At 36.6% G+C, this 24,962-nt stretch carries 22 protein-coding genes; 7 read left to right on the top strand and 15 right to left on the bottom strand.

What is annotated here, in order from left to right:
• Positions 1–206: 206 nt before the first annotated feature.
• The 5 genes from ACQKN2_RS21275 to ACQKN2_RS21255 form a co-directional block, all read right to left on the bottom strand.
• Positions 207–1,733: a DEAD/DEAH box helicase gene (locus tag ACQKN2_RS21275; RefSeq protein ID WP_427416720.1), complete on the bottom strand. Its 1,527-nt coding sequence runs from the start codon at positions 1,731–1,733 to the stop codon at positions 207–209.
• Between the two features lie 350 nt (positions 1,734–2,083).
• Positions 2,084–2,776: an alpha/beta hydrolase gene (locus ACQKN2_RS21270; RefSeq protein WP_427416719.1), complete on the bottom strand. Its 693-nt coding sequence runs from the start codon at positions 2,774–2,776 to the stop codon at positions 2,084–2,086.
• Between the two features lie 116 nt (positions 2,777–2,892).
• Positions 2,893–4,260 carry a UDP-N-acetylmuramoyl-tripeptide--D-alanyl-D-alanine ligase gene (locus ACQKN2_RS21265; protein WP_427416718.1) on the bottom strand — a complete coding sequence of 456 codons (1,368 nt, stop codon included), beginning with the start codon at positions 4,258–4,260 and terminating at the stop codon, positions 2,893–2,895.
• Positions 4,261–4,271: 11 nt separating this feature from the next.
• Positions 4,272–5,351: a D-alanine--D-alanine ligase gene (locus ACQKN2_RS21260; RefSeq protein WP_427416717.1), complete on the bottom strand. Its 1,080-nt coding sequence runs from the start codon at positions 5,349–5,351 to the stop codon at positions 4,272–4,274.
• Between the two features lie 316 nt (positions 5,352–5,667).
• Entirely contained in the window at positions 5,668–6,423 is a 756-nt protein-coding gene (locus tag ACQKN2_RS21255) for a hypothetical protein (protein WP_427416716.1), read from the bottom strand.
• A gap of 385 nt (positions 6,424–6,808) precedes the next feature.
• Between ACQKN2_RS21255 and ACQKN2_RS21250 the strand changes: the two genes are divergently transcribed.
• Positions 6,809–7,996 (top strand): FtsW/RodA/SpoVE family cell cycle protein, encoded by a 1,188-nt coding sequence (locus ACQKN2_RS21250; protein WP_427416715.1) that lies wholly within the window; start codon positions 6,809–6,811, stop codon positions 7,994–7,996.
• A 62-nt stretch (positions 7,997–8,058) separates the two neighbouring features.
• Here ACQKN2_RS21250 and ACQKN2_RS21245 read toward each other — a convergent pair whose 3' ends face one another.
• On the bottom strand, positions 8,059–8,196 hold the full coding sequence (locus ACQKN2_RS21245) for an Lmo0850 family protein (protein WP_004232019.1): 138 nt from the start codon (positions 8,194–8,196) through the stop codon (positions 8,059–8,061).
• Between the two features lie 611 nt (positions 8,197–8,807).
• Here ACQKN2_RS21245 and ACQKN2_RS21240 point away from each other — a divergent pair.
• From ACQKN2_RS21240 to cls, 3 genes are all read left to right on the top strand, one after another.
• Complete coding sequence (locus ACQKN2_RS21240; RefSeq protein ID WP_427416714.1) at positions 8,808–9,968, top strand: MFS transporter; 1,161 nt, start codon at positions 8,808–8,810, stop codon at positions 9,966–9,968.
• A 98-nt stretch (positions 9,969–10,066) separates the two neighbouring features.
• Positions 10,067–10,858: a YwqG family protein gene (locus ACQKN2_RS21235; protein WP_427416713.1), complete on the top strand. Its 792-nt coding sequence runs from the start codon at positions 10,067–10,069 to the stop codon at positions 10,856–10,858.
• A gap of 253 nt (positions 10,859–11,111) precedes the next feature.
• On the top strand, positions 11,112–12,569 hold the full coding sequence (gene cls, locus ACQKN2_RS21230) for a cardiolipin synthase (protein WP_427416712.1): 1,458 nt from the start codon (positions 11,112–11,114) through the stop codon (positions 12,567–12,569).
• Positions 12,570–12,625: 56 nt separating this feature from the next.
• Here the strand turns inward: cls and ACQKN2_RS21225 are convergent, their stop codons facing one another.
• The 4 genes from ACQKN2_RS21225 to ACQKN2_RS21210 all read right to left on the bottom strand — a co-directional run bounded on the left by ACQKN2_RS21225 (position 12,626) and on the right by ACQKN2_RS21210 (position 15,748).
• Positions 12,626–13,402, bottom strand: a complete 777-nt coding sequence (locus ACQKN2_RS21225) for a M15 family metallopeptidase (RefSeq protein WP_427416711.1) — start codon at positions 13,400–13,402, stop codon at positions 12,626–12,628.
• A 321-nt stretch (positions 13,403–13,723) separates the two neighbouring features.
• Positions 13,724–13,972 (bottom strand): hypothetical protein, encoded by a 249-nt coding sequence (locus ACQKN2_RS21220; protein WP_427416710.1) that lies wholly within the window; start codon positions 13,970–13,972, stop codon positions 13,724–13,726.
• A 54-nt stretch (positions 13,973–14,026) separates the two neighbouring features.
• Entirely contained in the window at positions 14,027–14,788 is a 762-nt protein-coding gene (gene yidC, locus ACQKN2_RS21215; protein WP_323651480.1) for a membrane protein insertase YidC, read from the bottom strand.
• Positions 14,789–14,953: 165 nt separating this feature from the next.
• Positions 14,954–15,748 (bottom strand): helix-turn-helix transcriptional regulator, encoded by a 795-nt coding sequence (locus ACQKN2_RS21210; protein WP_079562523.1) that lies wholly within the window; start codon positions 15,746–15,748, stop codon positions 14,954–14,956.
• 508 nt (positions 15,749–16,256) lie between these two features.
• Here ACQKN2_RS21210 and ACQKN2_RS21205 point away from each other — a divergent pair.
• The 3 genes from ACQKN2_RS21205 to ACQKN2_RS21195 all read left to right on the top strand — a co-directional run bounded on the left by ACQKN2_RS21205 (position 16,257) and on the right by ACQKN2_RS21195 (position 20,068).
• Entirely contained in the window at positions 16,257–16,907 is a 651-nt protein-coding gene (locus ACQKN2_RS21205; protein ID WP_049663393.1) for a LytTR family DNA-binding domain-containing protein, read from the top strand.
• 371 nt (positions 16,908–17,278) lie between these two features.
• Positions 17,279–18,799 carry a succinate CoA transferase gene (locus ACQKN2_RS21200; protein WP_427416709.1) on the top strand — a complete coding sequence of 507 codons (1,521 nt, stop codon included), beginning with the start codon at positions 17,279–17,281 and terminating at the stop codon, positions 18,797–18,799.
• Between the two features lie 123 nt (positions 18,800–18,922).
• Positions 18,923–20,068 (top strand): MFS transporter, encoded by a 1,146-nt coding sequence (locus ACQKN2_RS21195; RefSeq protein ID WP_427416708.1) that lies wholly within the window; start codon positions 18,923–18,925, stop codon positions 20,066–20,068.
• Between the two features lie 15 nt (positions 20,069–20,083).
• Here ACQKN2_RS21195 and ACQKN2_RS21190 read toward each other — a convergent pair whose 3' ends face one another.
• The 5 genes from ACQKN2_RS21190 to mntR all read right to left on the bottom strand — a co-directional run bounded on the left by ACQKN2_RS21190 (position 20,084) and on the right by mntR (position 24,542).
• Positions 20,084–20,392 carry a hypothetical protein gene (locus ACQKN2_RS21190; RefSeq protein WP_427416707.1) on the bottom strand — a complete coding sequence of 103 codons (309 nt, stop codon included), beginning with the start codon at positions 20,390–20,392 and terminating at the stop codon, positions 20,084–20,086.
• 779 nt (positions 20,393–21,171) lie between these two features.
• Positions 21,172–21,453, bottom strand: a complete 282-nt coding sequence (locus tag ACQKN2_RS21185; RefSeq protein ID WP_323651484.1) for a GNAT family N-acetyltransferase — start codon at positions 21,451–21,453, stop codon at positions 21,172–21,174.
• 622 nt (positions 21,454–22,075) lie between these two features.
• On the bottom strand, positions 22,076–22,990 hold the full coding sequence (locus ACQKN2_RS21180) for a DUF1002 domain-containing protein (protein ID WP_427416706.1): 915 nt from the start codon (positions 22,988–22,990) through the stop codon (positions 22,076–22,078).
• Between the two features lie 171 nt (positions 22,991–23,161).
• Positions 23,162–24,019: a CvfB family protein gene (locus ACQKN2_RS21175; protein ID WP_427416705.1), complete on the bottom strand. Its 858-nt coding sequence runs from the start codon at positions 24,017–24,019 to the stop codon at positions 23,162–23,164.
• A 103-nt stretch (positions 24,020–24,122) separates the two neighbouring features.
• Positions 24,123–24,542 carry a transcriptional regulator MntR gene (gene mntR, locus ACQKN2_RS21170; RefSeq protein ID WP_079562516.1) on the bottom strand — a complete coding sequence of 140 codons (420 nt, stop codon included), beginning with the start codon at positions 24,540–24,542 and terminating at the stop codon, positions 24,123–24,125.
• Positions 24,543–24,962: the final 420 nt, after the last annotated feature.

The raw sequence follows: 24,962 nt of genomic DNA, 5'->3' as shown, positions 1-24,962 counted from the left end.
GCGTAATTGTTGCTGTCGCTTCGCTTTCGCACAGAAAACATTTGTTGCTGTCGCTTCGCTTTCGCACAGATAAATTGCCACAGGACGTGGAGTTCTTAGACTGAGTCCCTCTATTTCAGCGGGTGCTTAGACACCCGCTAAAAGAAGTTAAAAAAACCTTACAGTCACTTTGACTGTAAGGTTTAATCATTTTGATGAAGATAAAATTAATCTTCGTGACGACGTGGTGCACGTGAACGACCTTGTCCACCTTCACGGCGACCTCCATCACGGCGTCCGCCATCTCGACGTTCTCCGCCACGTCCGCCACCACGACGTTCTCCGCCACGTCCGCCATCTCGACGTCCGTTAGAGCTACGGTTGCCACCGCGTCCACGATCTCCGCCACGATTGCCAGAACGCTCACGACGCATTGGTAATGGACGTTCTTCAGTAATTGTTACTGGCGAATCATCTGGCTCTTTTGTTAATGAACGAAGTGCAGCAGCTACGACATCGATTGCATCATGGTTTTCAAGTAATTCTGTCGCAAGTATACGATAATCACCTAAGTCGTTGTTCGCAATTAGACCTTCTAATGTCTCCACAGATAGGCGTTGTTGACCCACTAAAGCTTCGTCAGTTGTTGGTGGACGAAGTGGTGTCATACGTTTTTTCGTTGTTTCTTCTACGATACGTAAGTAACCCATTTCGCGTGGCGTTACAAACGTTACCGCAAGACCTGATTTACCTGCACGGCCTGTACGACCAATACGGTGAACATAAGACTCAGGATCTTGAGGAATATCGAAGTTATAAACATGTGTTACACCAGAAATATCAAGCCCACGAGCAGCTACATCTGTTGCCACAAGAATATCAATTTTATTTTCTTTAAATTGACGTAATACTGAAATACGTTTTGCTTGGCTTAAATCACCATGAATCCCTTCAGCAAGGTAACCACGGATTGATAACGCTTGTGCAAGCTCATCCACGCGGCGTTTTGTACGTCCAAAGATGATTGCAAGTTCTGGTTGGTGAACGTTTAATAAACGAGATAAAACGTCGAACTTTTCACGCTCAGCAGCCTTCACAAAATATTGATCGATGTTATCAACTGTTAATTCTTTCGCTTTAATTTTTACGATTTCTGGATCATGCATAAATGTTTCAGCAATTTTACGAATTGCTGGTGGCATTGTTGCTGAGAACAGTAATGTTTGACGTTCAGATGGGACGTTTTCTAAGATTGAATTAATATCATCGATAAAGCCCATGTTTAACATTTCATCTGCTTCATCAAGTACTAATGTTTGAACATCTTCTAATTTTAAAGTACGACGATTGATATGATCTATAATTCGGCCAGGTGTACCCACGATAATTTGTGGTTTATTTTTCAGCGCACGAATTTGACGGCCGATTTCTTGACCTCCGTAAACTGATAATAATTTTACACGTTTGTCATAACCAATTTTATAAAGCTCTTCAGAAACTTGAATTGCTAATTCACGAGTTGGAGCAATTACTAATGCTTGGATATTAGGGTTTTTTGGGTCAATTTTTTCGATAAGTGGAATCCCGAAAGCGGCAGTTTTACCTGTACCTGTTTGCGCTTGACCTAATACATCACGGCCTTCAATCGCAAAACGAATAGTACCTTCTTGGATTGGTGTTGCTTCTTCAAATCCCATACGCTTTACAGAGCGTAATGTAGATTCGCTAATATTTAATTCTGAAAAATTTGTCAAACTTCTCAATCTCCTTTTTTTGCTTTTAAGTTGACAAATGGTTACATTTTCAGATGAAGTTGTCGGCAAATTCGAGCCTGTGTTGTGGAACGTTTCCGTTACTTAAAATTTTTCCCTATATGATGTCACATAGAGCTCTCTTATATGAAAAGGAAAGCCCGGTCTTTACCGAGCGGTTTGATTCTGTCGTAATTATTCACTTTAGAATAAAACCGTTGTGTTCAAAAAAAAGTACTCTTCAATCAAATATGAAGAGTCTTCGCACAAAATGTATCCATTGCTTACACTAGTCTAACATGGGATTAAAACGTATGCAACGATAACGCATGAGTCGTAATAATCTGACTACTTTACGAACCCTTTAAAAATGACAAAACGTAAGAAAACCATTCAGTGCAATCTTCGTCATAACATATATGGTGCTTACCAGTATCAGAAAAATACAAGGTTTTTTCGTTAGAAGTTAATTGGTCATATAAAAAGCGAGCAGTGTGATAGGGCACAATTCCGTCTAATTTCCCTTGTACAATATACACCGGAATTTTAATATCTTTATAATACGGCTCCACCATTCGAACAAGCTTCATAAATTCTATCGTTGAGGATAGTGGCACATGATTAAACTTATGCTGGTATCGTAAAAACAGCTCATTATTAGACAGATTACGATGGTATGCCTCAGTGGCAAGCATTTTAAAATCTTTGACCAGTTGCTTCGGACTCACATATTTGGCAGCAGCGCTTAGTAATACGAGCTTTTTCACTTTATAACGTTTGGCTAAATAGAGCGCTATAATGCCACCCATTGAAAACCCAACTACTATTACTTCATCTACTTTTTTGGCAAGAGCACGAAAAGCAAGCTCGGCATCCATTAACCAATGCTTGGCGGTGAAACCACGCATTAGTAATTCTTCTCCATGCCCTGATAAGGTAGGTTCTTCAATAAGCCAATTTGTATGCGTTCGTAAATAGGTAGTAAAAGGTTCTACTTCATAAGGTCCGCCTGAAAATCCATGTATACATAACACACCTACTGACATTACTTTCACCTCTAAATGTGTAACTCATTTTACGTCAATGAATGAAAGAATCGGTGAGAGAATGTCCCACCGATTCCTTGTTTCATTTTATCTCACATTAATTGCCCGTTCATAATTCACTTCGTAAATGCACGTAAGATCGTTTCTAATTTCATACCACGAGAGCCTTTTAGTAAAACGATAGACTCCTCGTTAGCCTGCTGTAGTTTTTCGATAATTGGCGTATAATCATCCTCTACATATAGCAAGTGGTCGACATCAAATCGTTCTTTTAAGACTTCATTTAAATAAGCCATTCGTGGGCCAAATAAACATACATAAGCGATTTCATCTGCATGAATATCCTTCGATAAATCTTCATGGAAACGCTTTTCATTTGGTCCAAGTTCAAGCATATCACCTAACACAAGCCATTTTTCTAGGCGAATCGTTGTCGATGCGACAAATTGAATAGCCGCCTTTACAGAAGTTGGTGCAGCATTGTATGCATCATTAATAAACAATGCCCCATTTGATCCATTCACTTGCTGCATGCGCATATCCGTAAGAGCTACTTGTTTTAAGGATGCACGAATTTGGTCATCATTTAAACCTAGCTGTTGTGAAATTAACATTGCGACTAATGTATTTTTCACTTGATGCTTCCCAAGAACTGAAATAAAGAAATCTCCTTCAATCACACCATGCGTAGAGAAGCTACTACCATCAGCAGTTGCTTCAATATTGTCTGCAAACAATAGATTGCCATGCTCTAGGCCAAATGCCACGGCCTTTAACTGCTGCTCTTTCGCAACTAGTTCTTGTAGCAGCGGTTCATCTCCATCATAAAACAGCACTCCATCTGGTTGCATTCCCTGGATTATTTCGAATTTGGCTTTAGCGATTCCTGCACGTGAGCCTAAATCTTGCATATGAGCCTCGCCAATATTTGTAATCACTGTCATATGTGGACGAGCAAGTTTCGTTAAAAACTCAATCTCACCAAACCCACTCATACCCATTTCAAGTACAGCAACATCAGTATCTTCATCTAGCTGTAATACCGTAATAGGTAAACCTAGCTCATTATTAAAATTCCCAATTGTCTTTTGTACTTTAAAAAATGGTGTTAGCGTTCCTGCTAAAATATCTTTCGTCGATGTTTTACCATTTGAACCAGTAATGCCAATAAACTTCGCCTTATGCTCACTGCGATAAGCACGTGCCATTTGCTGAAGCGCCACTTCTGGATCATCTACAAAGAGTAATGGTACACCTTGAGGTGGATTTGGTTCATCTTTCTGCCAAAGAGAAGCACCGGCTCCTTTTTCAATAGCCTGCAGAACGAATTTATGACCATTGGCCTTCTCACCACGAAATGGAACAAATAAGTCCCCTTGTTGAATGGTTCTTGTATCAATGGAAATTCCTGATACGACCGTGTCGCCAAAAGCTGGTACTTCTTCATTTAACCATGTAGCTAACTGCTTTAATGTTTTTTTCACAATAATCCCACTCAGTCTTTTTTATAGTGAAGCTGTTGTTTTTCTTCAAAACGCTCAATCGCTAGAGTAATCAGACGATCAATAAGCTCTGGGTAGCTTACATTTGTATGTTGCCAAAGAAGCGGATACATACTTACAGGTGTAAAACCTGGCATTGTATTCACTTCGTTAATATAAATGCTGTTATCGGCCGTCACAAAAAAGTCCGCACGAACTAAACCGCTTCCATCAATAGCCTTGAACGCACGTTTTGCTAGCTCCTGTAAATTAGATACTGTATCCTCAGGAAGCTCTGCTGGAATAATAAGGACTGTTGAGCCATCTTTATATTTAGAGTCATAATCATAAAATTCAGTGACTGGTTTTATTTCACCAGGTACAGAAACTTCCGGGAAGTCATTTCCTAGCACAGCTAGTTCAATTTCACGAGCGATAATACCTTGCTCAATGACAATTTTACGATCATACTGTAAGGCTATTTCGATAGCCTTCACTAATTCATCACGATTTGTTGCCTTGCTAATTCCAACACTTGATCCTAAGTTTGCAGGTTTCACAAACATCGGCCAATCCAGTTTTTCTTCGCAACGAGCAAGGATAGCCGCCTGTTCATTAGCCCATTCACTACGAATGAAATACGTATATGGAACTTGTGGTAAGCCGGCAATTTCAAATAATTGCTTCATGATTACTTTATCCATACCAGTTGCTGATGCTAACACACCATTCCCTACATACGGTAAATTTAGAACTTCAAGTAAACCTTGAACAGTTCCATCTTCACCATTAGTACCATGAAGCAATGGGAAAATCGCATCGAATTGCACGGTTTTACCATCTTTATCCATTAAAAAATCTGTAATATTATTTTCTAAAATAGTGGCATTACCACCAAATTGTAATTCTTCAATTGTACTTGCAGGTTTTTTTAGACGCTCACCGCGGCGCCATTCTCCTTCAAGGGTAATGAAAATCGGATATACTTCATACTCCTCGAAATTCAAAGCTCCCGTGACTGCACGTGCTGTCGATAATGACACCTCATGCTCTGCTGACTTTCCTCCGTATAATAAACCGATTCTTTTTTTCATTTTTGTGCCCTCCACATACTTCTTGAGTACTATTAGTTTATCATGAAACGTCTTGATAAATGTCATCAATTTCGCCTTGGCGTAATTGTATCCGACGCTCCGCTTTCGCTACATAAAACATTTATTGCTGAAGCTTTACTTTCGTTACATAAAACATTTGTAACTGACGCTTCGCTTTCGTTACGTAAAACACCTGTAACTGACACTTGCTTTCGTTACACAAAACATCAAAACAATTACTGAATGACGATAAAAATCTCACCGTAATTTTGACGGTGAGATTTAGTGTATATTCATTCTGCTTACAAATGAACGGTTAAATAATATAAATCAATTCATCGTGCTCATTTTTCAAAATTGTATTTTTTAAATCATCCCATACCTCATCCGGGTAGGAATACTCTGACAGATTGCGAATTTCGATACCGTAAGCTACTTTAGGCTTTTCAATTCTATACAATGATAACAATGCCCCATCTTTAGTAAAAGAACGATAGGCACGCAAAAATTCCGGCGAAATAGCAGGAATACTCGATTTCACCTTCCGTCGCCAAAAACCAGTGCTACGTTCCTTTTCACGAATCAAACTGTTCAAAACATTAGCAATGAGTAAATCGGAATCACTTAAATGGCGAAAATAAATTTTAGTCATTTTATCTAAATCTGAAGAATAGTAGACAAATCGATTTTGTAATTTATTAAAAAATGGCGAAGTAATCGGTTCCTTTTTATGACTTATGTAAAGCAACTCTCCTTGTTCCATCGGTGTTAGTTGGTCTAGCCTCTTCTCATCCATAAAGTCTATCCAACACAATTCTTTGGATTCGGTAGCTTTTTTTACAAACTGAGGTACTTCCTCTTCTGGTATATAATCAAACTGTGTATGCATATTAAAGGAACCATCTTCATAGGAATGTTTCAATAACAGTAAGTGATGCAGTGGTTCAAGTGCAGCCACAAATTGCGAGAATTTCAGCCCGCTAAAAACAACAAATTTATCGACCTCATTCACATGAACATAAATATGATACATAAAATCTTCAGCTGACTTCAATTTTTTAGCCACAACCATCACCCCATTCTTCACTACATTATAAAACTAAACATGAATTTTTTGAAACATTTTATGTTAATAATCGTCATAACAATATTCACAGGCGTAAAAATGTTTTTTACGGTATAATATGAATGTTAAAGATGCTATTGCATATACGTTTTTTAACTACTCAAAATGAGCACATTTAGTACGAATATAATTCTATTCATTTCTTACAAATATTTTGAGAGGATTCTAAACCAAAAGCAAGTATTGAACCCCCTAGTTCACACGCTCACTTCGGTTTGATATTTACCTCTTGAGGATGCACCTTTTAAATATATTTGGTATATATTGAATTGGAATTAATTTAAATCAAATTTACTCATTAAGAGATACTATTTTGATATAGGTGGCTTGTATGGAAAATAAACGAAATTTCGCGAATCGTTTTGACTGGACGCTCGCTTTTATACTTTTAACCTTCCTAGTCGTAAGTTTGTTAGCCATTGCGTCGGCGCAAACATCGGGTCAGTATGGCGTTAACTATGTTCCTAAACAATTGCAATGGTACATCATTTGCTCAGTAATTATTGGAATAGTTATGTTTTTTGAACCTGACCAATATAAAAAAATGTCTTGGTATATGTACGGTGCAGGGATCGTCTTATTAGTACTGCTTATCTTCATGCCAGAAGGAACAGGACAAATCGGTGAAAAAATTAATGGTGCAAAAAGCTGGTATCATACACCTCTTGGAAATATTCAACCTTCTGAGTTTATGAAAACCTTTTACATTTTAGCACTTGCTCGACTTATTAGTAAGCACCACGAAGTTTATTCTTTTAAATCCATAAAAACGGACTTCATATTGCTAGGTAAAATCGCTGCTACACTATTACTACCTTTAGCTCTTATTATGAAACAGCCTGACCTTGGTTCAGCATTAGTATTCTTTGCCATTACAGCTGCTGTTGTCATCGTAGCCGGCATATCATGGAAAATTATTTTACCAACTTTAATAAGTGGCGCTTTAGTAGGTGGTTCTCTTCTATGGATGGCACTCTATATGCAGAGTTTTTTAGAGAAAACATTCGGCTTTAAACCATATCAGTTTGCTCGAATCTATTCTTGGTTAGATCCATATTCATATTCTTCTAGTGATGGATACCATTTAATTACTTCCTTAAACGCTATTGGTTCAGGTGAAATTTTCGGAAAAGGTTTCCGCGGTCGTGAGGTGTACGTTGCCGAAAATCATACCGATTTTATTTTTACGGTTATCGGTGAAGAATGGGGTTTTATTGGTGCTAGTATCGTTATTTGTTTATTCTTTTTATTAATCTATCATTTAACAAAAACTACACTATTATTGAAAGATCCATACTCAACATATGTATGTGCCGGTATTATTGCAATGATTACATTCCACGTATTTGAAAATATCGGTATGACTATTCAGTTATTACCTATTACCGGTATTCCCCTACCATTTATCAGTTATGGGGGAAGTTCATTGATGGGGAATTCACTAGCCATCGGTCTTGTTTTCAGTATGCGTTTCCACTATCGCACTTACATGTTTACCACTCACGATGATGATGATTAATTATGGATATAAAAAATGGGTAGCCTCATTAAGAGACTACCCATTTTTATTTGTAAAACGAGTTAAGCTTGAACTTGCGGTGTTTGCGTTGGTGGTGTGAGCACTTTTAAAAGTTCAAGTCGAGACTTTGTTACAGTGGCTGTTACACCCAACTTAGATAAATTCGAAACAATCTTTTTCAAATCTACTTCTTTTGTCATACATTCCACCTCAATCTTTCCTCGATTTTATATAACGTTTTATTTCCAAAAAAGTTTCGTTTTTGCATGCGTATGATGTCTGACAAGTTAATCTCTTTCTATCATACCATTTAACTTTGCTTTAAAATTTTTCATTTTTGTTACAATGTAAATTTTCCCTCTTCTCAACCATTTACCACTAAATAGAAAAATTCAAACGTTAATAAAATAAAATACCGATATACCCTCTAGTAGTATACCCTAGAAATAATTTAATACTCTATGCGACATTCGATACAAAAAATTAAAAATGGAATGAGTCCATTTAGTTACTTACTTTAACTGGTCATTCATTTTTAGTATCAACATAATTTCATTATTAACAGTCTGTCGTTTTTTATACATTGTTTCAGCCTCGTTTTTTTCTGCGCTCGCTCCAATTTTACCGCTGTTCTTAAGAAGTCGCCCAGCCTTCGCTATATATGCATACACCTTAACAAAATGTCATTCCCCTACTTTTAGAAATAAGCAACGAAGTACTTAAGCTGTTTTAGCTTCCGTTTTCTTGTAATAACAATAACAAGAGAGGTAGAATATACATACTAAAATATTGTATGAAAGCAGGTTACTGTATGAAAAAGGCAATTTTATTATTAATGTCTGTCCAATTCCTCGTCTACCTAGGATTTGGAATTATTATACCTGTCTTACCTGAGGTTATAGTTCAGCAAAATTGGGATAATATACATGTAGGTGGCTTACTTACAGTGTATTCGCTCGCCAGTTTTTTCACTGCACCTCTTTGGGGTATGCTGTCCGACAAGGTAGGTCGTAAGCAACTTATTTTAATAGGCCTTGTAGGTTTTAGCTTAAGCTTTGTTATTTTCTCGTTATTTATTGATAATTTAGTAATGTTATACATCTCACGCGTTGTGGGTGGTTTATTCTCAGGAGCACTATATACAGCTGTAACAGGCTTTGTAGGAGATATGTCGAGCGAGGAGGATCGCAATAAATATATGGGTCTCATGGGCATGTCCATCGGGCTCGGTTTTATTTTTGGTCCAGCAATTGGCGGTATGCTCGGACACTATAGCTTGCAACTACCCTTTATCGCTTCAGCAACACTAATTGCATTATTATTTATTTATGCAAGTTTCGTTTTAAAAGAACCTACAAAACGAAAAGATACAAATAAACGCGCAATTGTACCAAAGGGTGCTACCAATATGTTGCAGTACCGTGTGCGATATTTATTTATGTTCTCATTTTTAGTAACTTTTATGCTGGCAGGAGTGGAAGCGACGTTCCAGTTGTTCCAAATTGATCGAATTCAAATTACACCATTACAAATTGGTTATTTGTTTATGTTTAGTGGCTTTGTAGATGCAGCTATTCAAGGCGGTGTTGTTAGACGAATTAAAAACGGAAGCGAGACAACTTGGTTAATAGGTGCACAAATTGTCACAGCAATGGGTATGCTTTTATTCACTTTAACAGCTAACTTATTTATGGTAGGTTTTGCCCTTTGTGTTTTTACAGCAGGAAATGCACTCGCAAGAACATGCGTCGTATCTCTTTCAACTAAAGAATCTGGAGGTCAATACGGGACTGCTGCAGGTCTTTCCTATTCAATGGATAACCTAGGACGCATTCTAGGTCCACTATTCTTCACTTGGCTATTTACTATGCAATCTAGTTTAGGCTATTATACTTCAGCAGCAATAGCCGTCGTTTCGATAAGTTTAATATTTATTTTTAAAGCATCAAATAAATCTTTACGACATGAATAATTTGTTGATAAAAAGCCGTAACTTACTAATAATTCAAAGTATGTAAAACACGTCAAGGAATATTGGACTCCTTAAAGCGGAATATCGGAGGGCTCTGTATGAACAAAACAACAAATCTTTTACTTCCAAAAGAGCTAGAATCGTTTCGTTTTGAAATTGAAGATACACTACTTTCAGCAATGATTATCACACCCTATAAGCGATCAACTACGTTAACGGAAAGTAAATTTGCTGGAGAACCTTATTTACCATATTACCAGACATATCCGAAAGATATTGCAGGCGAGCCTATGCGGCTATTAGCTCAAATTAACTTTGAAGAAATGCCACCATTAAAGGATTTCCCATCTCAGGGTATTCTGCAATTTTTTATTTCATCTAATATTTTCGCAAATGCTGATCATTATCACGAGGATATTTTTCAGCAATTTTATAAAATACGTTTTTATCCTACCGTAAATTTTGAAGCAACACCCCCAAGTCAGGAGTTTTTAGCACTAGCAGTAGACGATCAGTTCCCTATTCGTCAGGAATTAGCATTACAATTCCAACCAATTCAAGAACCTGTTTCTGCTTTAGATTATCGGGCTGTACATTATTTGCCAAACTTAATTCCTTCATCAGAAGATGTTGATTTACGGGAGATTTATTTACAACACTTCTTAGGAGCTGGAGCTAAAATTAGCGGTTATGCCTATTTTTTAGAGGAGGATATCCGTCACGAATCACAGCTCCTTAAACGATATGATGTATTGTTACTCCAAATCGACTCTAATGATGAAATCGGCATTATGTGGGCAGATAGCGGTGTTGGGAAATTCTTCATCAACCGAGAAAAGCTCCTCCAAAAGGATTTCTCTGATATTTTATTTCAATGGGAGCATTACTAATCATTTATTTTCATTCAGCAACAAGGTTTTTCTGTGCGAAAGCGAAGCGACAGCAACACGTTTTTTCTGTGCGAAAGCGAAGATACAACCATTACAATACAACAAAAGGCAAAATTGATTCTGGATTACCTCGTTCTTGTGTTTTGGAGGTAATCCTTTTTCATGCTTACTAACAAATTTCATATCTTCTTTCCACATATAAAGTAAGTTATACTAAGTATATTGCGCAAATATAGTAAAGGCAGGTGTAGGGATGAGTATTTTTACAGACGTTGGATATCTAGTACCTTTTATTATGTTTGTTAATATTTTAGCAGCAATGGTCATAATTTTTTTGGAGCGTAAAGATGCCACTTCTACATGGGCATGGATTCTCGTACTTTTTTTCATTCCATTAGGTGGGTTTATTATATACTTGATGTTCGGACGACAACTACGAAAAAAACATTTATTCCGTTGGGAAGGACGCAAGGATATCGGTATCGATAACCTCATTAGCTATCAGACAGAAGCGATTCGAGATAATAAGTTCGAGTTTCGAATCGAAAATGCGGAAAATTATAAAGAAATGATTTACATGCATCTTAAAACAAACAATGCTGTATTAACGCAGGATAACCACATTGATATTTTTGATGATGGTGCCAATAAATTTGAGCAGCTACTTACAGATATTGAGGCAGCAAAAGATCATATTCACATTCAATATTATATTTTCCGTTTAGATGACCTAGGTACACGCATTGTTAATGCACTTATTAAAAAAGCAAAGCAAGGAGTTAAGGTAAGAATCTTATACGATGAAATGGGCTCACGCAATGTTAAAAAACGCCATTTTAAAGAATTGCTTAATGCAGGTGGTGAAGTCGAAGTATTTTTCCCATCCATTTTGCCACTTATAAACCCTCGTTTAAATTTTAGAAATCACCGAAAAATTGTTGTGATTGATGGCCGTATTGGTTATATTGGTGGTTTTAACGTCGGGGATGAGTACCTTGGTCTACAAAAAAAGTTTGGCTATTGGAGAGATACGCATTTACGCATTGAAGGTAGTGCCGTCCATCCATTACAAACACGCTTTTTACTTGATTGGAACCAAGCTTCCGCACAACAGAAAATGGGCTATTCAGACCGTTACTTCCCTGCTATTCCGAAAAAAGGTAATGTAGGCTTACAAATCGTGTCTAGCGGACCTGACTCTGACTGGGAACATATTAAAATGGGCTACTTAAAGCTTATTAATATGGCGAAAAAGTATATATATATTCAAACGCCCTATTTTATCCCTGATGTTAGTTTTTTAGAGGCTATTAAAATTGCGACGCTTTCAGGCATTGATGTAAGGATCATGATTCCAAATAAGCCTGATCATATGTTTGTTTATTGGGCTACATATTCATACGTAGGGCAATTATTGCGTGCAGGAGCAAAAGTTTATATTTATGAAAAGGGCTTTATTCATGCTAAAGCAATTATTATTGACGATGAAGCATCTACAATCGGAACTGCAAACCTTGATGTACGCAGTTTCAGTTTAAATTTTGAAGTAAATGCCTTCATTTATGACTCAAAGATTTCACATCAGCTTGCCGAGGTGTTTGAAAAGGATATTTTTGATTGCACTGAATTAACTTGGGAAATGTACAAAAATCGTTCCACACTAATTAAATTTAAAGAATCCATTTCACGCTTATTAACACCTATCTTGTAGAATACAGAAAAGGAAGAGAGCTAGTTCGTCATTACGAACAGCTCTCTTCCCTTTTTTTATTTCACACCTAGATATTCTTCTAGCGTTATATTTTGTTTTTTAATGTCTTTTGCTATGTCTACACCAACATAACGGTAGTGCCATGACTCATACATATAACCTGTGATGTCTTCTTTATTTTTTGGAAAGCGTAAAATAAAGCCATAGTCTTGAGCATGTGTAAATAACCATTGGCCTGCTGGTGTTTCACCAAATTCTTCAGTTAGCCATAATTTATCTTTACCCTTCTCCCCTATATCAAAGGACAAACCGGTTTGATGCTCTGAATAACCTGGGCGAGCACTATAGCGATCAGCAGCAGCTTGCCCATCACGGTTAACATAGTTATTATATAATGTTGTTTGATATTCAAAAGATCGATAGCCGCTAAAAGCTACTAGATCAAAACCTTGTTGTTTTGCTGCAGCAAACATTTTATTTAGAGCTTGACGTGCCTCAGGACTTTCTTCAGGCGCAAAGGTAGATGGTAGCGGATATATTTTATTCGCTAATAAAATACCTTTAATATATGTCGGCTCAGTTGGTAATGTTTGATTTGGTATATAGCCATTTTCATCTACCTTCTGCTCAGGCTTCACAGGATTATCCGCTGTTTTTGTCGGCTCTTCCTTTACAGGTGAATCTTTTTTAGTTGGTTCTGCAGTTTGTTGTTCCTGTTCATCTGATGCATTACTTATCTGTTTATTTTTATAGTTATAAACCACGAAAATCGATACAATAAGCACCACTGAGATTAAAGCACCCAGAATGAGTGGTAAACGTTTCTTTTTCACTATTTTTTACCCCTTTTAAAGTTATCCAGTACTACATGGAAAGGATCCTCTTTCAAAGAATTTAGAAAGAACAGTCCTAGTAAGTACCGATACTATTTTGTACTATATTGGTTCATCACCCAAAGTTATGGATACTTTTGTTAAAACGTCTACTATGTGAATAAGTTGGTCTTCGATACGACTGGGCGGCTCCTTGGGGATTAGCGACACGGAAATCAACCACACGTTTTGGTGATGATCCACTATTTTGGTATAGTCTCATTTTAGCACTGTTCACAATTTAGGGTGTAGGTTTTCACCAATGATTATAAAATTAATTTGTTAGTCTGTGAGAATAATAATAAACACTATTATAGAAGCAATGGAGAAAAAGATTGCCATATACTTCATCCATTTTGCTTCTTTTATATAACCTTGCTCTTTAAAACTTTTTGCCCTAAATCCATTCGATACGGCAAACATAATCGTCATTGCAAAAACCGCAAAGTTAAAATTACGCATGATAATAAATACAATCGCCGCGATACTAAAAATCGCGACTAGAATAGATGATAGCCACTTTGTATTCATCCTACTGTCCTCCTAAAAAAATCGAGGCTACATAGGCGCCTCGACAAAATTATTTTATGAGTTTACTTTTTCCGGATGTTCCGAATAGAATTTTCGACCGATATATGTTTGAATAATCAACAATGCACCGCTGACTGACCAGTAAAGTGGTAGGGCTGCCATAGATGACATCGAGATAAAGACAATCATAATTGGTGAAATATAAATAAACATTTTCATTTGTGCTTTTTGTTGCTCAGGTACTGTCCATAATGATACACGTGCTTGAACTAAATATACAAGACCAGCGACAATTGTCATTGCGATATCAGGTGAACCTAAGCTAAACCATAAAAATTCATGTGATTTCACATCTGTAGAATATAAAATGGAGAAATAAAGACCCATGATAATTGGCATTTGAATTAACATTGGTAAACAGCCCATGTTAAGAGGATTGATACCATGTTTTTTATATAATGCCATCATTTCTTGTTGATACTGCGTTTGCTCTTCTTTTGTCTTTGCTTCCTTCATCTTTTTCTGAACAGCTTCCATTTCAGGCTTAAACGCATCCATTTTCGTTTTCATATTTTGTTGCGAACGATAATTTTTTAACATAATCGGCATTAAAATTAAACGAATAAGAACCGTAATAGCGATGATTGCTAAACCATAGCTACCTGAAAACATAGTGTTACCGAAAAACTCCAATAAAAATTCCATAGGTTTTACAAAGATACTATAGAAAAAACCTTCTTTGTTTTGCACAGCTTGACAGCCACTAAGAACAAAAACGACAAGTCCAAGCATTGAAAATAGCTTCAAATTTTTCATTTTTCCACCTACTATTATTTATCAACTAAAATGAAGTATACATTATAGGGTCTATTTTTATCAAATAGCAAGTGCTACTAATTCCATTGTCATTGATAGCAATAAAAGATGCGAGCTTTAGCATCGCTAATACGTTCGCATCTTTTTATTAATCATCTTTTGACTTTAAACGTTTTGTAGCTCTGATTCCGCCATCTCAAAACGATAAAACTCATGATGTAGCTCGTCTCGGAAATGTTTGGGCGTTACCCCAGTATATTTTTTAAAGATGCGGGTAAAATAGCTTTGATTACAGAAATGGAATTGATCTGAAATAGAAGTTATACTTTTATTTGTGTGTCTAAGGTAGTACTGTGACTCTTCTACTCGACGAACATTTAAATATTCAACAAGTGTAATACCAACATGTTCTCTAAAAATACGTGATAAGTGACTAGTACTTATATGAAAATTATTTGCGATGCTTTCCACTGTTAAGTCATTTTCCAACTCATCATTTATATACATTATTACTTTATTAACGGTCTGGTGACGGAAAGTCGGTTGCTTGCGATCTGCGATAAAGTAAACAAAAAAATCAATTAAATCATCCGCGAATTGTAAAAATTCTGCGTCTTTCATTTGATTTTCAATCATATCATTACAAGCAATGTTAAAAGCAAAAGCTTTTTTCGAAGGAACTTGATTGTCTAGCAATTTACGTGCAACAATTGACGACAAAACAGAAAAATAACTTCGAACAATTTTAATGACTTGTTTGCCAAATCGTATTGAAAGAATATCAATTAATTTATGCAAAGATTTCTTAGCCTTTGCAGATTCTAAATGGTAAATTTCAAATACTAATTTCGACTCAATATTAAAAAATTCTTCTACACCGATGTATTGGTTAATACTATCGATTTCCTGAAAGTATCTTTTGGATATCGTTTCTGACATAGAATGTTGATGTAGTTGCATAATCTTCCCCATCTTTCCTCAGATTGCACGAATTGCTTTTACAATTCTTGACACCAATCTACTTATTTCAAAATAAGAAAATAGTATTTCCTTATTATTTGTACGAATTGAGCCATATTTCATAATTATATAATGAATATAACTTAAAAAATAACCCAACTATACCACCAGTTACAAAAAAAATTAGGCTATACAGTGAATTTTACCATATTCTGCGATTTCCTTTCAACCACATTTTGTCTTTCACACTAGTTCTAATTTATCATATATACACAGTAGAAACCTCGTAAACTTATTTCGTCCAATTAAATTTTACCATATATATATCAAATTGAATTAGTAATTATTTTAAATTTGTTACAAATTATGTAATGGTGTTTTACACCTATATTTTTCATCAATCGACATTTCTCTTTTTTATTCCGAAATCTTCTCTATATAATTTATATGAATATGTAGTAAAATAGATGATAATACTATTTTTAAAAGTTTAGACGAGGTGTTAATAGTGGATCCAAAACAAATAGAAGAAATTATGGAGATTATTAAAGAGTTTTTCCCAGAGAATACTTCCATTGCAATCTCCGATACAAACGAATACTTGTACTACCAAGCAAGCAAAAAAGTTGATTTAAAAATCAAACCTGGCGACCCAATTAAAGAAGGCTCAGCAGCTCATAAAGCGTTAAACTACGGGCAAAAGATTAGCTCTTACATTGAGCCTGATGTATTTGGAGTAGCCTATTATGGCATGAGTATTCCTTTAATGGAAGAAGGCGAAACTAAGGGTGCTATCACTGCCATCTTCCCACAAAAGCCATCAGCATTTTTAACGAACTACATTACTATTAAAATTGATGACTGCTGGTACCCAATCAAACATGATCAAGTTATTTATCTTGAAACACAGCTTCGAAAAACATTTGTTAAAACAATGAGTCGTGAAGGCTATCACCGCTTAAACCTAAGTGATCTTGAGCTATTTTTAGCACCTGATTCATTTATACGTTGTCACCGCTCTTATATCGTTAACATTGACTACATTGATGAAATTCAACCAGATTCTCATTCAACGTTTTTATTAATCATGAAAGACGGTACTCGTATTCCAGTTAGCCAACGCTACGCAAGTTACTTCCGTCGTTCTTTAGGTTTCTAATTTTTTATAAGTACAGCGAGCATTTTTAATGTTCGCTGTACTTTTTTACTTGCTGAACTTAAATGCTTATCACAAACCAGTCGGAACGGAAATCAACCCCACATTATATTACTGAATTTTCAAAAGGAAAATTCTCTAAAAATAACACACCTCTACATTAAAACGTTTTCTCTGTCGAAAATTCGATTTTATGCTCATTTTTCCTATTTTTACTCACTTTAATGCTATTTCTAAAGTATTTGTGACAATTTGGTGATAGTATTATTCAAATGGTTGGAGTCATACTACAACTAAATAAACAGAAAATTCTTACACGTTTTTTCTAGTTTTGTAATCGGTTTCCATCAAACTTTTTAGGGGAGGACTTTTTAATGGATGCAATTGTTCAAAAACGCCTAGGCTTAAAAGAACTTGAAAGTAAAATTGTTACTGCTGATGCAGCTGCAGCACTTATCTCTAACGGTGATGTAGTTGGTATGAGTGGATTCACTCGTGCGGGGGACGCCAAAGTTGTTCCTATGGCATTAGTAGAGCGCGCTAAAAACGAAAAATTCAAAATTGATGTATATACAGGAGCTTCTTTAGGACCTGAAGTTGATAAATACTTAGCTGAAGCTGGTGTTATCCGCAAACGTGGACCATTCCAAGGAGATGCGGGTATTCGTAATTTAATTAACTCTGGGGATGTACTATATGTAGATGCTCACCTTTCACATAATGCTGAATTAGTTCGCCAAGGAATTATCGGACCAATCAAATATTTAATCCTTGAAGCTGTTGCTATTACAGAAGATGGCTTCATTATCCCAACGAACTCTGTAGGTAACTCACCTATCTTCGCTGAATACGCTGAGAATATTATTATCGAATTAAATATCTCTCACCCAGAAGCTTTAGTAGGTATCCACGATATCTATGTACCAGCTGAGCAAGGTAAACGTGAAGCGATTCCAATGACTGATGCTATGCAACGCATTGGTGATATCGGTATCAAAGTTGATCCATCTAAAATTAAAGCGATTGTTATTTCTGAAGAGCCTGATGCTCCTTCATTAATCGTACCACCAGATGAAGAAACACAAACAATGGCGAACATTTTATTAGACTTCTTCCGTGATGAAATTAAAGCTGGTCGCTTAACAAAACAATTAATGCCATTACAATCTGGTGTAGGTTCTGTTGCAAACGCTGTACTTGACGGCTTCGCTGATTCAGAATTTGAAGATTTAGTTGTTGCTTCTGAAGTACTTCAAGATGCTGTATTCAACTTAATTGATGCTGGTAAAGTTAAATTTGCAGCAGCTACTTCAATTACACTAACTGAAGAATTACAGAAAAAAGTATACGGCAATTTAGAAAAATATGCTGATAAAATTTGCTTACGTACACAAGAAATTTCTAACCACCCAGAGCTTATCCGTCGTTTGGGTCTAATCTCAATCAACACTGCTCTAGAATTAGATATCTATGGCAACGTAAACTCAACACACGTATCAGGTACTCGTATGATGAATGGTATCGGTGGTTCAGGTGACTTTGCACGTAACGCACGTCTAGGTATTTTTGTTACTAAATCATACGCAAAAGGCGGCGCTATCTCTTCAATCGTGCCAATGGTTTCTCACGTTGACCACACTGAACATGATGTTGATGTAATCATAACTGAGCAAGGTATTGCTGACTTACGTGGTCTTGCACCAAAAGAGCGTGTACCTTTAATTATCGAAAACTGTGCACACCCAGATTACAAAGAACAACTTTGGGATTACTATAACCGTGCTGTAGAAGCAACTGGTAGCCATCAAACTCCTCATATTTTAGAGGAAGCACTTTCTTGGCACGTAAATCTTGCTAAAAACAAAACAATGAAAAAAGAAGTTTCTAAAGCTTAATTTTCATAATTCAAGAACGCCTCACTAAGTCAAAAAACTTAGGAGGCGTTCTTTTTTGTCGAAAATGGTATAATAAGAGTGATATTCATTCTCACTAACATATAATTTTCTATCGGAGGAGCTATGAAGAAACTTATCTATTTGATTATATTCTTTTCATTTTTCGACCTATTTACCCAGCTTCCTGTCATGAGTACATACGCTGAATCTTTAGGGGCATCAGCCTTCATTACCGGCCTAGCAGTAGGTATGTATTCCCTTTCCAATACATTTGGTAATATAATCTCTGGTTTTTTAACAGATTGTAAAGGACCATTCGTTATTTTAATCCTAGGTCTATTAACAACAGGTCTTTCACTATCACTTTATAATTTAGTAGAAGAGCCTATTGTTCTATTAGCAGTCCGTTTTGTACATGGATTAGTTGCAGGCTTTATCGTCCCTGCTGCTTTCACATTTTTAGCAAATGCAACTGAGCAAGAAAAAAGAGGTAAGGGCAGTGCTATCTCTGGAGCATTTGTTGGTCTCGCCGCAATAATCGGACCTGCATTTAGTGGAATTTTAGCGAGTCGTACTAGCGTACCATTCGTTTTTAATATAACTGCAAGCTTTATGCTCTTGTTAGGGATACTTGCCTTCTTTTTACTAAAATCAAATCAAGTAAAAAGAGAAAAATCTGCACCAACTACAAACATTTCTATTCATGTACTTTTGAATAATCCAGGTACATTAAAAGCCTTCTCTAGTGCATTCTTTTTAATGTTTTCCCAAGGGGTTATTGCCTATCTCCTTCCACTGAAAGTGCAATCTTTAGGTTTTGATTCACGTTTAAGCGGGACTTTGATGAGTACATTTGGAATTATTGCTGTTCTCATATTTATTTTGCCGACTAACCGTATTTTCGATAAGGTTGCTCCCATTAAAACATTATCACTTGGGTTAAGTTTAATGGGGATCAGTCAATTATTAATTAGTCAGGCAGATTCAAGTACGTTACTTTATATTGCAATGGCCTGCTACGGTATCGGGTTTGGCTTCTTATTTCCATCAGTAAATTCCCTTTTAATCGACTCCACGACTGCTGAAATCCGTGGAAAAGCCTATGGTTATTTTTATGCCTTCTTTTCACTAGGAGTTGTTCTAGGTTCCTCATTGCTCGGATGGCTCTCACTAGGTATTGTCAGCGGCTTTATTTTTACTGGAATTGTATTATTAGTATTTGCAACAATCATTATATGTACACAAAAAAGACCTTCTCACGTGGAATGAGAAGGTTTTTTGTCATTAATTCTTTTTTTCATGAATTTCTTCATGATAGTAATGGATACTTGTATGTCCTCCGCCTTCAGCAACCATTTCGTTTGAAGCAATTTTTGTTGGAGACGTTCCAGCTTCTGTCGCTACTTCAGTAGATATACGCTCTGTAATGTTTTCGTGCATCTCCATATTCGTTGTATTCAAATAAGATGCTAATTTAGACTTTGCATTATTAAACATACTCAATGCTTTATCACGGTTTTCTTTTTTACTTAAATAAGATGCTGCTAAAGTTAATCCCACTAGCACAACACCTGATCTTTTACTTTTTGCCATTATAAATCCCTCCCAAAATTATAGAAACTGGCTCTGTATTATATCTTTTCCCTATTTTTTAAGGACTAAACATAATTTTTATATACGTTACAGCATATATAAAGATAGAGTGGTCATCTATTCCCCTTCGCTTCCATTATATAAACACATTTCTTAGTACGTCTGTACTTTTCCAGACATAGTTAATTATTCTCCTACTAAATTTTATGGTAAACATCTATTTTTCAAAATCACGATATTTTTGTAACTTTTTATGATTATAAAGGACAAGCAAAGGGAATTAATGAATTAATACTAATAATAGGAGAGTGATTATCATGAAAGATTTAGATTCTGTATATGATTGGGTAGACATGGCTTCATTAGTAGGTGGAGCAGGCATCTTAACAATACTTATTTATAGTATTTTACTGTAAGGAGCGGCATGGATGGTTTACATTAAAAAAATCAATTATGCCAAGGCATAATTGCGTCCGGAATCGGCTTTGTGCAAGCACAAAGAACTCCTTTCCGATTCTGTGACATCCTCCGGAGGATTTAACTTCTTTCAGTAAATGTTTTACAAAAACATTTACTGAAAGAAGTTAAAAGGCAATCCGCTTATAAATAAGCAGATTGCCTTATTTTTTATCCCTCGTTAACGGGCAGTAGTTTTCACCATAAAATTTTAGCAAAATTAAAGAAGTAAGGTGGGATTAAAACTGCCCGTAAACGCCCGATTGGTGAAGACTAATAATCCGTGGGGATGTAAAAAAATCCCCACGGATTAAAGTTTCACTTTATTGTTTTACATCATTGTAAGCAGCAGATTTTTCAAATGCTGCAACTACATACGAGCAAACCGCTTCCATTTTATAGCCTTGCTCACGTGCATATGCTGCGGCATGATCCAATAATTTTTTGGCCACCCCTTGGCCACGGAGCTTATCTGATACATATGTGTGATCCATGACCATTACCTGACCCTTTTGCTGCCATGTAATTTCCGCTAATCTTTCCCCTTGTTGTTCATAAACAAAAGCATGCTTTTTTTCCGCTAGCTGTTGTAATTGAAATTCCATTTCTCACCACTCCTTTTTATCATAGTAACATAGCTTTTTTAATGTAGCACTTAAAAAAGTCCGTCCATTTCAAGCGTGTTGATTAGGAAAAAATAGGTTTATTATTGAGCGATGAAAGGATTTTTTCGTTGCTATTTTGCTAATATATTTCCATTTTCAATTGATTGTAGCGTAGGGCTACTCGACTCCCGCGGGCAAGCGATAGAGGAACGAAGGCTAAAACCATCACATCCTGTGATAACGCCTTCGTGACCAACATCATGTTGGCCCGGGACCCTGCACGGAGCGGATGTTTTCTGTACGAAAGCGAAGCGGCAGTAACAACAGCGGAGGAAGCGGCTCGACGCTCGCCCGCAGGAAGCCTTGCTCTGCGCGAAAGCCAAGCGTCAGCGACAAATGTTTTATCTGTGCGAAAGCGAAGCGTCAGCAACAAATGTTTTATCTGTGCGAAAGCGAAGCGTCAGCAACAAAGCGAGTAGCCCGTAGCGGAAATCAGAGCCTTCTAATTAATCAGAGTGGATAAAAATGGTTAATCAACACGCCTGCATCCATTTAAAAGTAAAAGAATCTGCTACCTCCCTCTAGCAATCAAGAGAAAGTGTTGCAGATTCTTTTCTATGAATTAATTAAACCATGATGCGATTGTATCCTTTAAATTAGCAAAGAAATTTTTCACACTTTCCCAAAATCCTTTATCTTCAATTAGTGATCCGAATTTATCTTTAATCGTACTGCTAATATCATCTAATTGTTTAGACCATTTACCAAAATCAATATCTAGTTTACTAATTTTGTTCATCAAATCAACTAGCAATTGACGGTCCTTTTCACTTAGATTAATATCAAGCTTGTTTAATTGCTCTTGAACAATCTTTTCAACCTCTTCTTTAGTGGCTGGCTTTGATTCTGCAATTTGTTTTTTGATTTCTGTTAGTAACTCTGCAACCTTGGCATCTTCCACTCCTGCCGATTGCGTAAGAGTAGTTGCTACTGATAGCTCGTCATTGGCAACATCTGTACGTTCAGTATCAAGCTTTTCACCTGTTGTTACTTCGTAAGCTTTGTATATTCCCACAAGCGCTGAATGACCTGTTACTGCTTTAGGTGCAGCCACCTGTACTGTTGCATCCTCAATACCTGCAGTTAGCATGGCATTTGCATACATTTCAGATGTAACCTGTGTAATGTTTGATGGTGTAACAATTTCAATAACTAAGCCTTCTCCTGCATTCTTACGTGTGATTTTAGCAGAAGAATACATACGAGAACTTGAATTACTATCTTTAATATATTTAACTAAGTCTTGACCTGAGACTGTTATTTCTTCAACTTCAGGCTCTTCGTCCACTTTTAATGACTTTTTAACAGACTCTTTTTCAGCCTCAGATAAGTTTGCACCATATACGACAATCGGTACTCCTAATTTTTCATCAATTGCTTTTGGTGGCGTATTATCAGCCGCAAAACCTGTTGCTGGTGCCATCAAGCCAAATACCAACATAGTCGCTGTTAGTATTTTCATCCATGTCTTTTTCAAATTGTGTGACCCCTTTCGTCAGAAAACTCATTTGGCCTGTATAATGTTTGCCAATCCCTTACTAAACAATTATTAGTACGAAAAAAAGACGAGAAGGTTTCAAAGGGCTCTCGTCATTTTCTTTAATTTTATTTAGTAGTCGTTATACTATCTTAGTTAGAAGAATGTCTCCTAAATTTCCTCAGTCCAACCATCCTGCTGTTTCACTTTACCAGCTTTCATAAGTGTACCTAACGCTCGTTTAAATGCACCTTTACTCATGTTAAATATTTCTTGCACTTCATCAGGTGAGGATTTATCGCCAAATGGCATTTTGCCTCCAACCTCTTGTAGGTAATTTAATATTTCTAGTGCATCACCTGAAATACGCTCATGCTTACGTGGTAAAAGTGAACCATTCATTGAACCATCATCTTTTACATCAATTATACGAACAACTACGTCTTGTCCAAGACGAGGTTCTGCATTACGTTCTGACTCATGGACAAAAATACGGTACGGAACTTCTACACCTAATAAAAATGAGCCAACTGGTAATAAACGATATGGGCGTGCCTCAATGTTTTTATTGTGTAGGTCTTCAAATGCACCTTCATATAATTCTGAAATTTTTTCTTCAGTTGCCAAACGTCCAAATAAATCACCATTGCGATCTGTACGCAATGTCATAAATAAATGGTCGCCTGGTGCTGGCCAAAGCTCTGTTATTGCAGGTAAATCTTCAGCTTTCACTAGCACCTCGCGTGAAGTACCGATATCTACAAAAGCTCCTTCACGCTCGACTACTTTTAGAACACGAGCCCAGCCATATTCCCCTTCTACGAAAGATGGGATAGCTGTTGTAGCTGCTAAATCACCACGACGATCCGCAAATAAAAATACTTCAAGGCGGTCACCTACTGCAAGTGGCTCTGTTACCTCTGAAGCATTTAAGGGCAGTTCGTCAACTCCATTTGTTAATATCCATTTCGATGCTTGTTGCTCTAATACAGTTAATGTAACAACTTCACCTGATTTTAATTCGTTCATATTGTCTTCCTTTCCTTCTTACCATCATTTTCGCAAAAAAACTTATCCGCCGAAGGCTTTAACATCTGTAGCTGTCGCTACAATAAACATTCGCTGATAGAAGTTAAAAGTTATGATGTGTTTTAGATGCCTCTAGTTTTTTCGCGATATCCGGATTTTCTTCCATTACCTGCACAAGATCCGCAATTCGATCAATTGAATTCCAACTTAAATGATGTTCGATACCTTCTACATCATTGTATATTCGCTCTTCATCTACACCAATGATTCGCAAAAATTGCTCTAGAAGCTCATGGCGCTGTACAAGACGTTTTCCAAGCTTTTCTCCTTTAGGCGTCAATGTAAGGCCACGGTATTTTTCATAAACTAAATAACCATCTTTATCTAATTTTTGAACCATTTTTGTAACAGAAGAAGGAAGAACAGATAATGCTTCAGCAATGTCAGACACACGAGCATACCCTTTATTAGTGATTAATAAATATATTTGTTCGATATGGTCCTCCATACTAGGTGTTGGCATATCCTATTCCCTCTCTTTCCTTTTCTTACTCTCTAGTTTACTACAAGCTTGCCTTAAAAGTTAACTGAAAATACATATGCCAGAAAAACAATACATGTGCACCATAAATTACGCCTTGGCATAATTATTACATAAAACATTTGTTGCTGTCGCTCCGCTTTCGCACAGAAAACATTGTTGCTGATTTTTCGTTTTATCACTGTAAATTTGAATGACATGCTAGAAGATACTCACTATGTGAAATGGGTTGATTGGAGTGGAGACTGGGCGACTCCTCGGGGATTAGCGATAGGGGAACGAAGGCTAAAACCATCACATCCTGTGTTAACGCCTTCGTGACCAACATCGTGTTGGCCCGAGACCCTGGAGCGAGCAACGCGAGTGAAGCGGCTCATCGGACGCCCCCAGGAAAGCGCCCAG

This window comes from Lysinibacillus sp. NPDC093688, from assembly GCF_050280145.1.
GTDB classification, from domain to species: domain Bacteria; phylum Bacillota; class Bacilli; order Bacillales_A; family Planococcaceae; genus Lysinibacillus; species Lysinibacillus xylanilyticus_B.
This window is presented reverse-complemented; position numbering and strand designations above follow the sequence as displayed.

Coding starts and splice junctions, on each gene's coding strand:
- ACQKN2_RS21255 (WP_427416716.1), bottom strand. CDS start 6,423: ATGGTTGTGGCTAAAAAATTGAAGTCAGCTGAAGATTTTATGTATCAT.
- ACQKN2_RS21260 (WP_427416717.1), bottom strand. CDS start 5,351: ATGAAAAAAAGAATCGGTTTATTATACGGAGGAAAGTCAGCAGAGCAT.
- ACQKN2_RS21220 (WP_427416710.1), bottom strand. CDS start 13,972: ATGAATACAAAGTGGCTATCATCTATTCTAGTCGCGATTTTTAGTATC.
- ACQKN2_RS21240 (WP_427416714.1), top strand. CDS start 8,808: ATGAAAAAGGCAATTTTATTATTAATGTCTGTCCAATTCCTCGTCTAC.
- ACQKN2_RS21200 (WP_427416709.1), top strand. CDS start 17,279: ATGGATGCAATTGTTCAAAAACGCCTAGGCTTAAAAGAACTTGAAAGT.
- ACQKN2_RS21235 (WP_427416713.1), top strand. CDS start 10,067: ATGAACAAAACAACAAATCTTTTACTTCCAAAAGAGCTAGAATCGTTT.
- ACQKN2_RS21210 (WP_079562523.1), bottom strand. CDS start 15,748: ATGCAACTACATCAACATTCTATGTCAGAAACGATATCCAAAAGATAC.
- ACQKN2_RS21270 (WP_427416719.1), bottom strand. CDS start 2,776: ATGTCAGTAGGTGTGTTATGTATACATGGATTTTCAGGCGGACCTTAT.
- ACQKN2_RS21185 (WP_323651484.1), bottom strand. CDS start 21,453: ATGGAATTTCAATTACAACAGCTAGCGGAAAAAAAGCATGCTTTTGTT.
- ACQKN2_RS21245 (WP_004232019.1), bottom strand. CDS start 8,196: ATGACAAAAGAAGTAGATTTGAAAAAGATTGTTTCGAATTTATCTAAG.
- ACQKN2_RS21250 (WP_427416715.1), top strand. CDS start 6,809: ATGGAAAATAAACGAAATTTCGCGAATCGTTTTGACTGGACGCTCGCT.
- mntR (WP_079562516.1), bottom strand. CDS start 24,542: ATGCCAACACCTAGTATGGAGGACCATATCGAACAAATATATTTATTA.
- ACQKN2_RS21190 (WP_427416707.1), bottom strand. CDS start 20,392: ATGGCAAAAAGTAAAAGATCAGGTGTTGTGCTAGTGGGATTAACTTTA.
- yidC (WP_323651480.1), bottom strand. CDS start 14,788: ATGAAAAATTTGAAGCTATTTTCAATGCTTGGACTTGTCGTTTTTGTT.
- cls (WP_427416712.1), top strand. CDS start 11,112: ATGAGTATTTTTACAGACGTTGGATATCTAGTACCTTTTATTATGTTT.
- ACQKN2_RS21195 (WP_427416708.1), top strand. CDS start 18,923: ATGAAGAAACTTATCTATTTGATTATATTCTTTTCATTTTTCGACCTA.
- ACQKN2_RS21175 (WP_427416705.1), bottom strand. CDS start 24,019: ATGAACGAATTAAAATCAGGTGAAGTTGTTACATTAACTGTATTAGAG.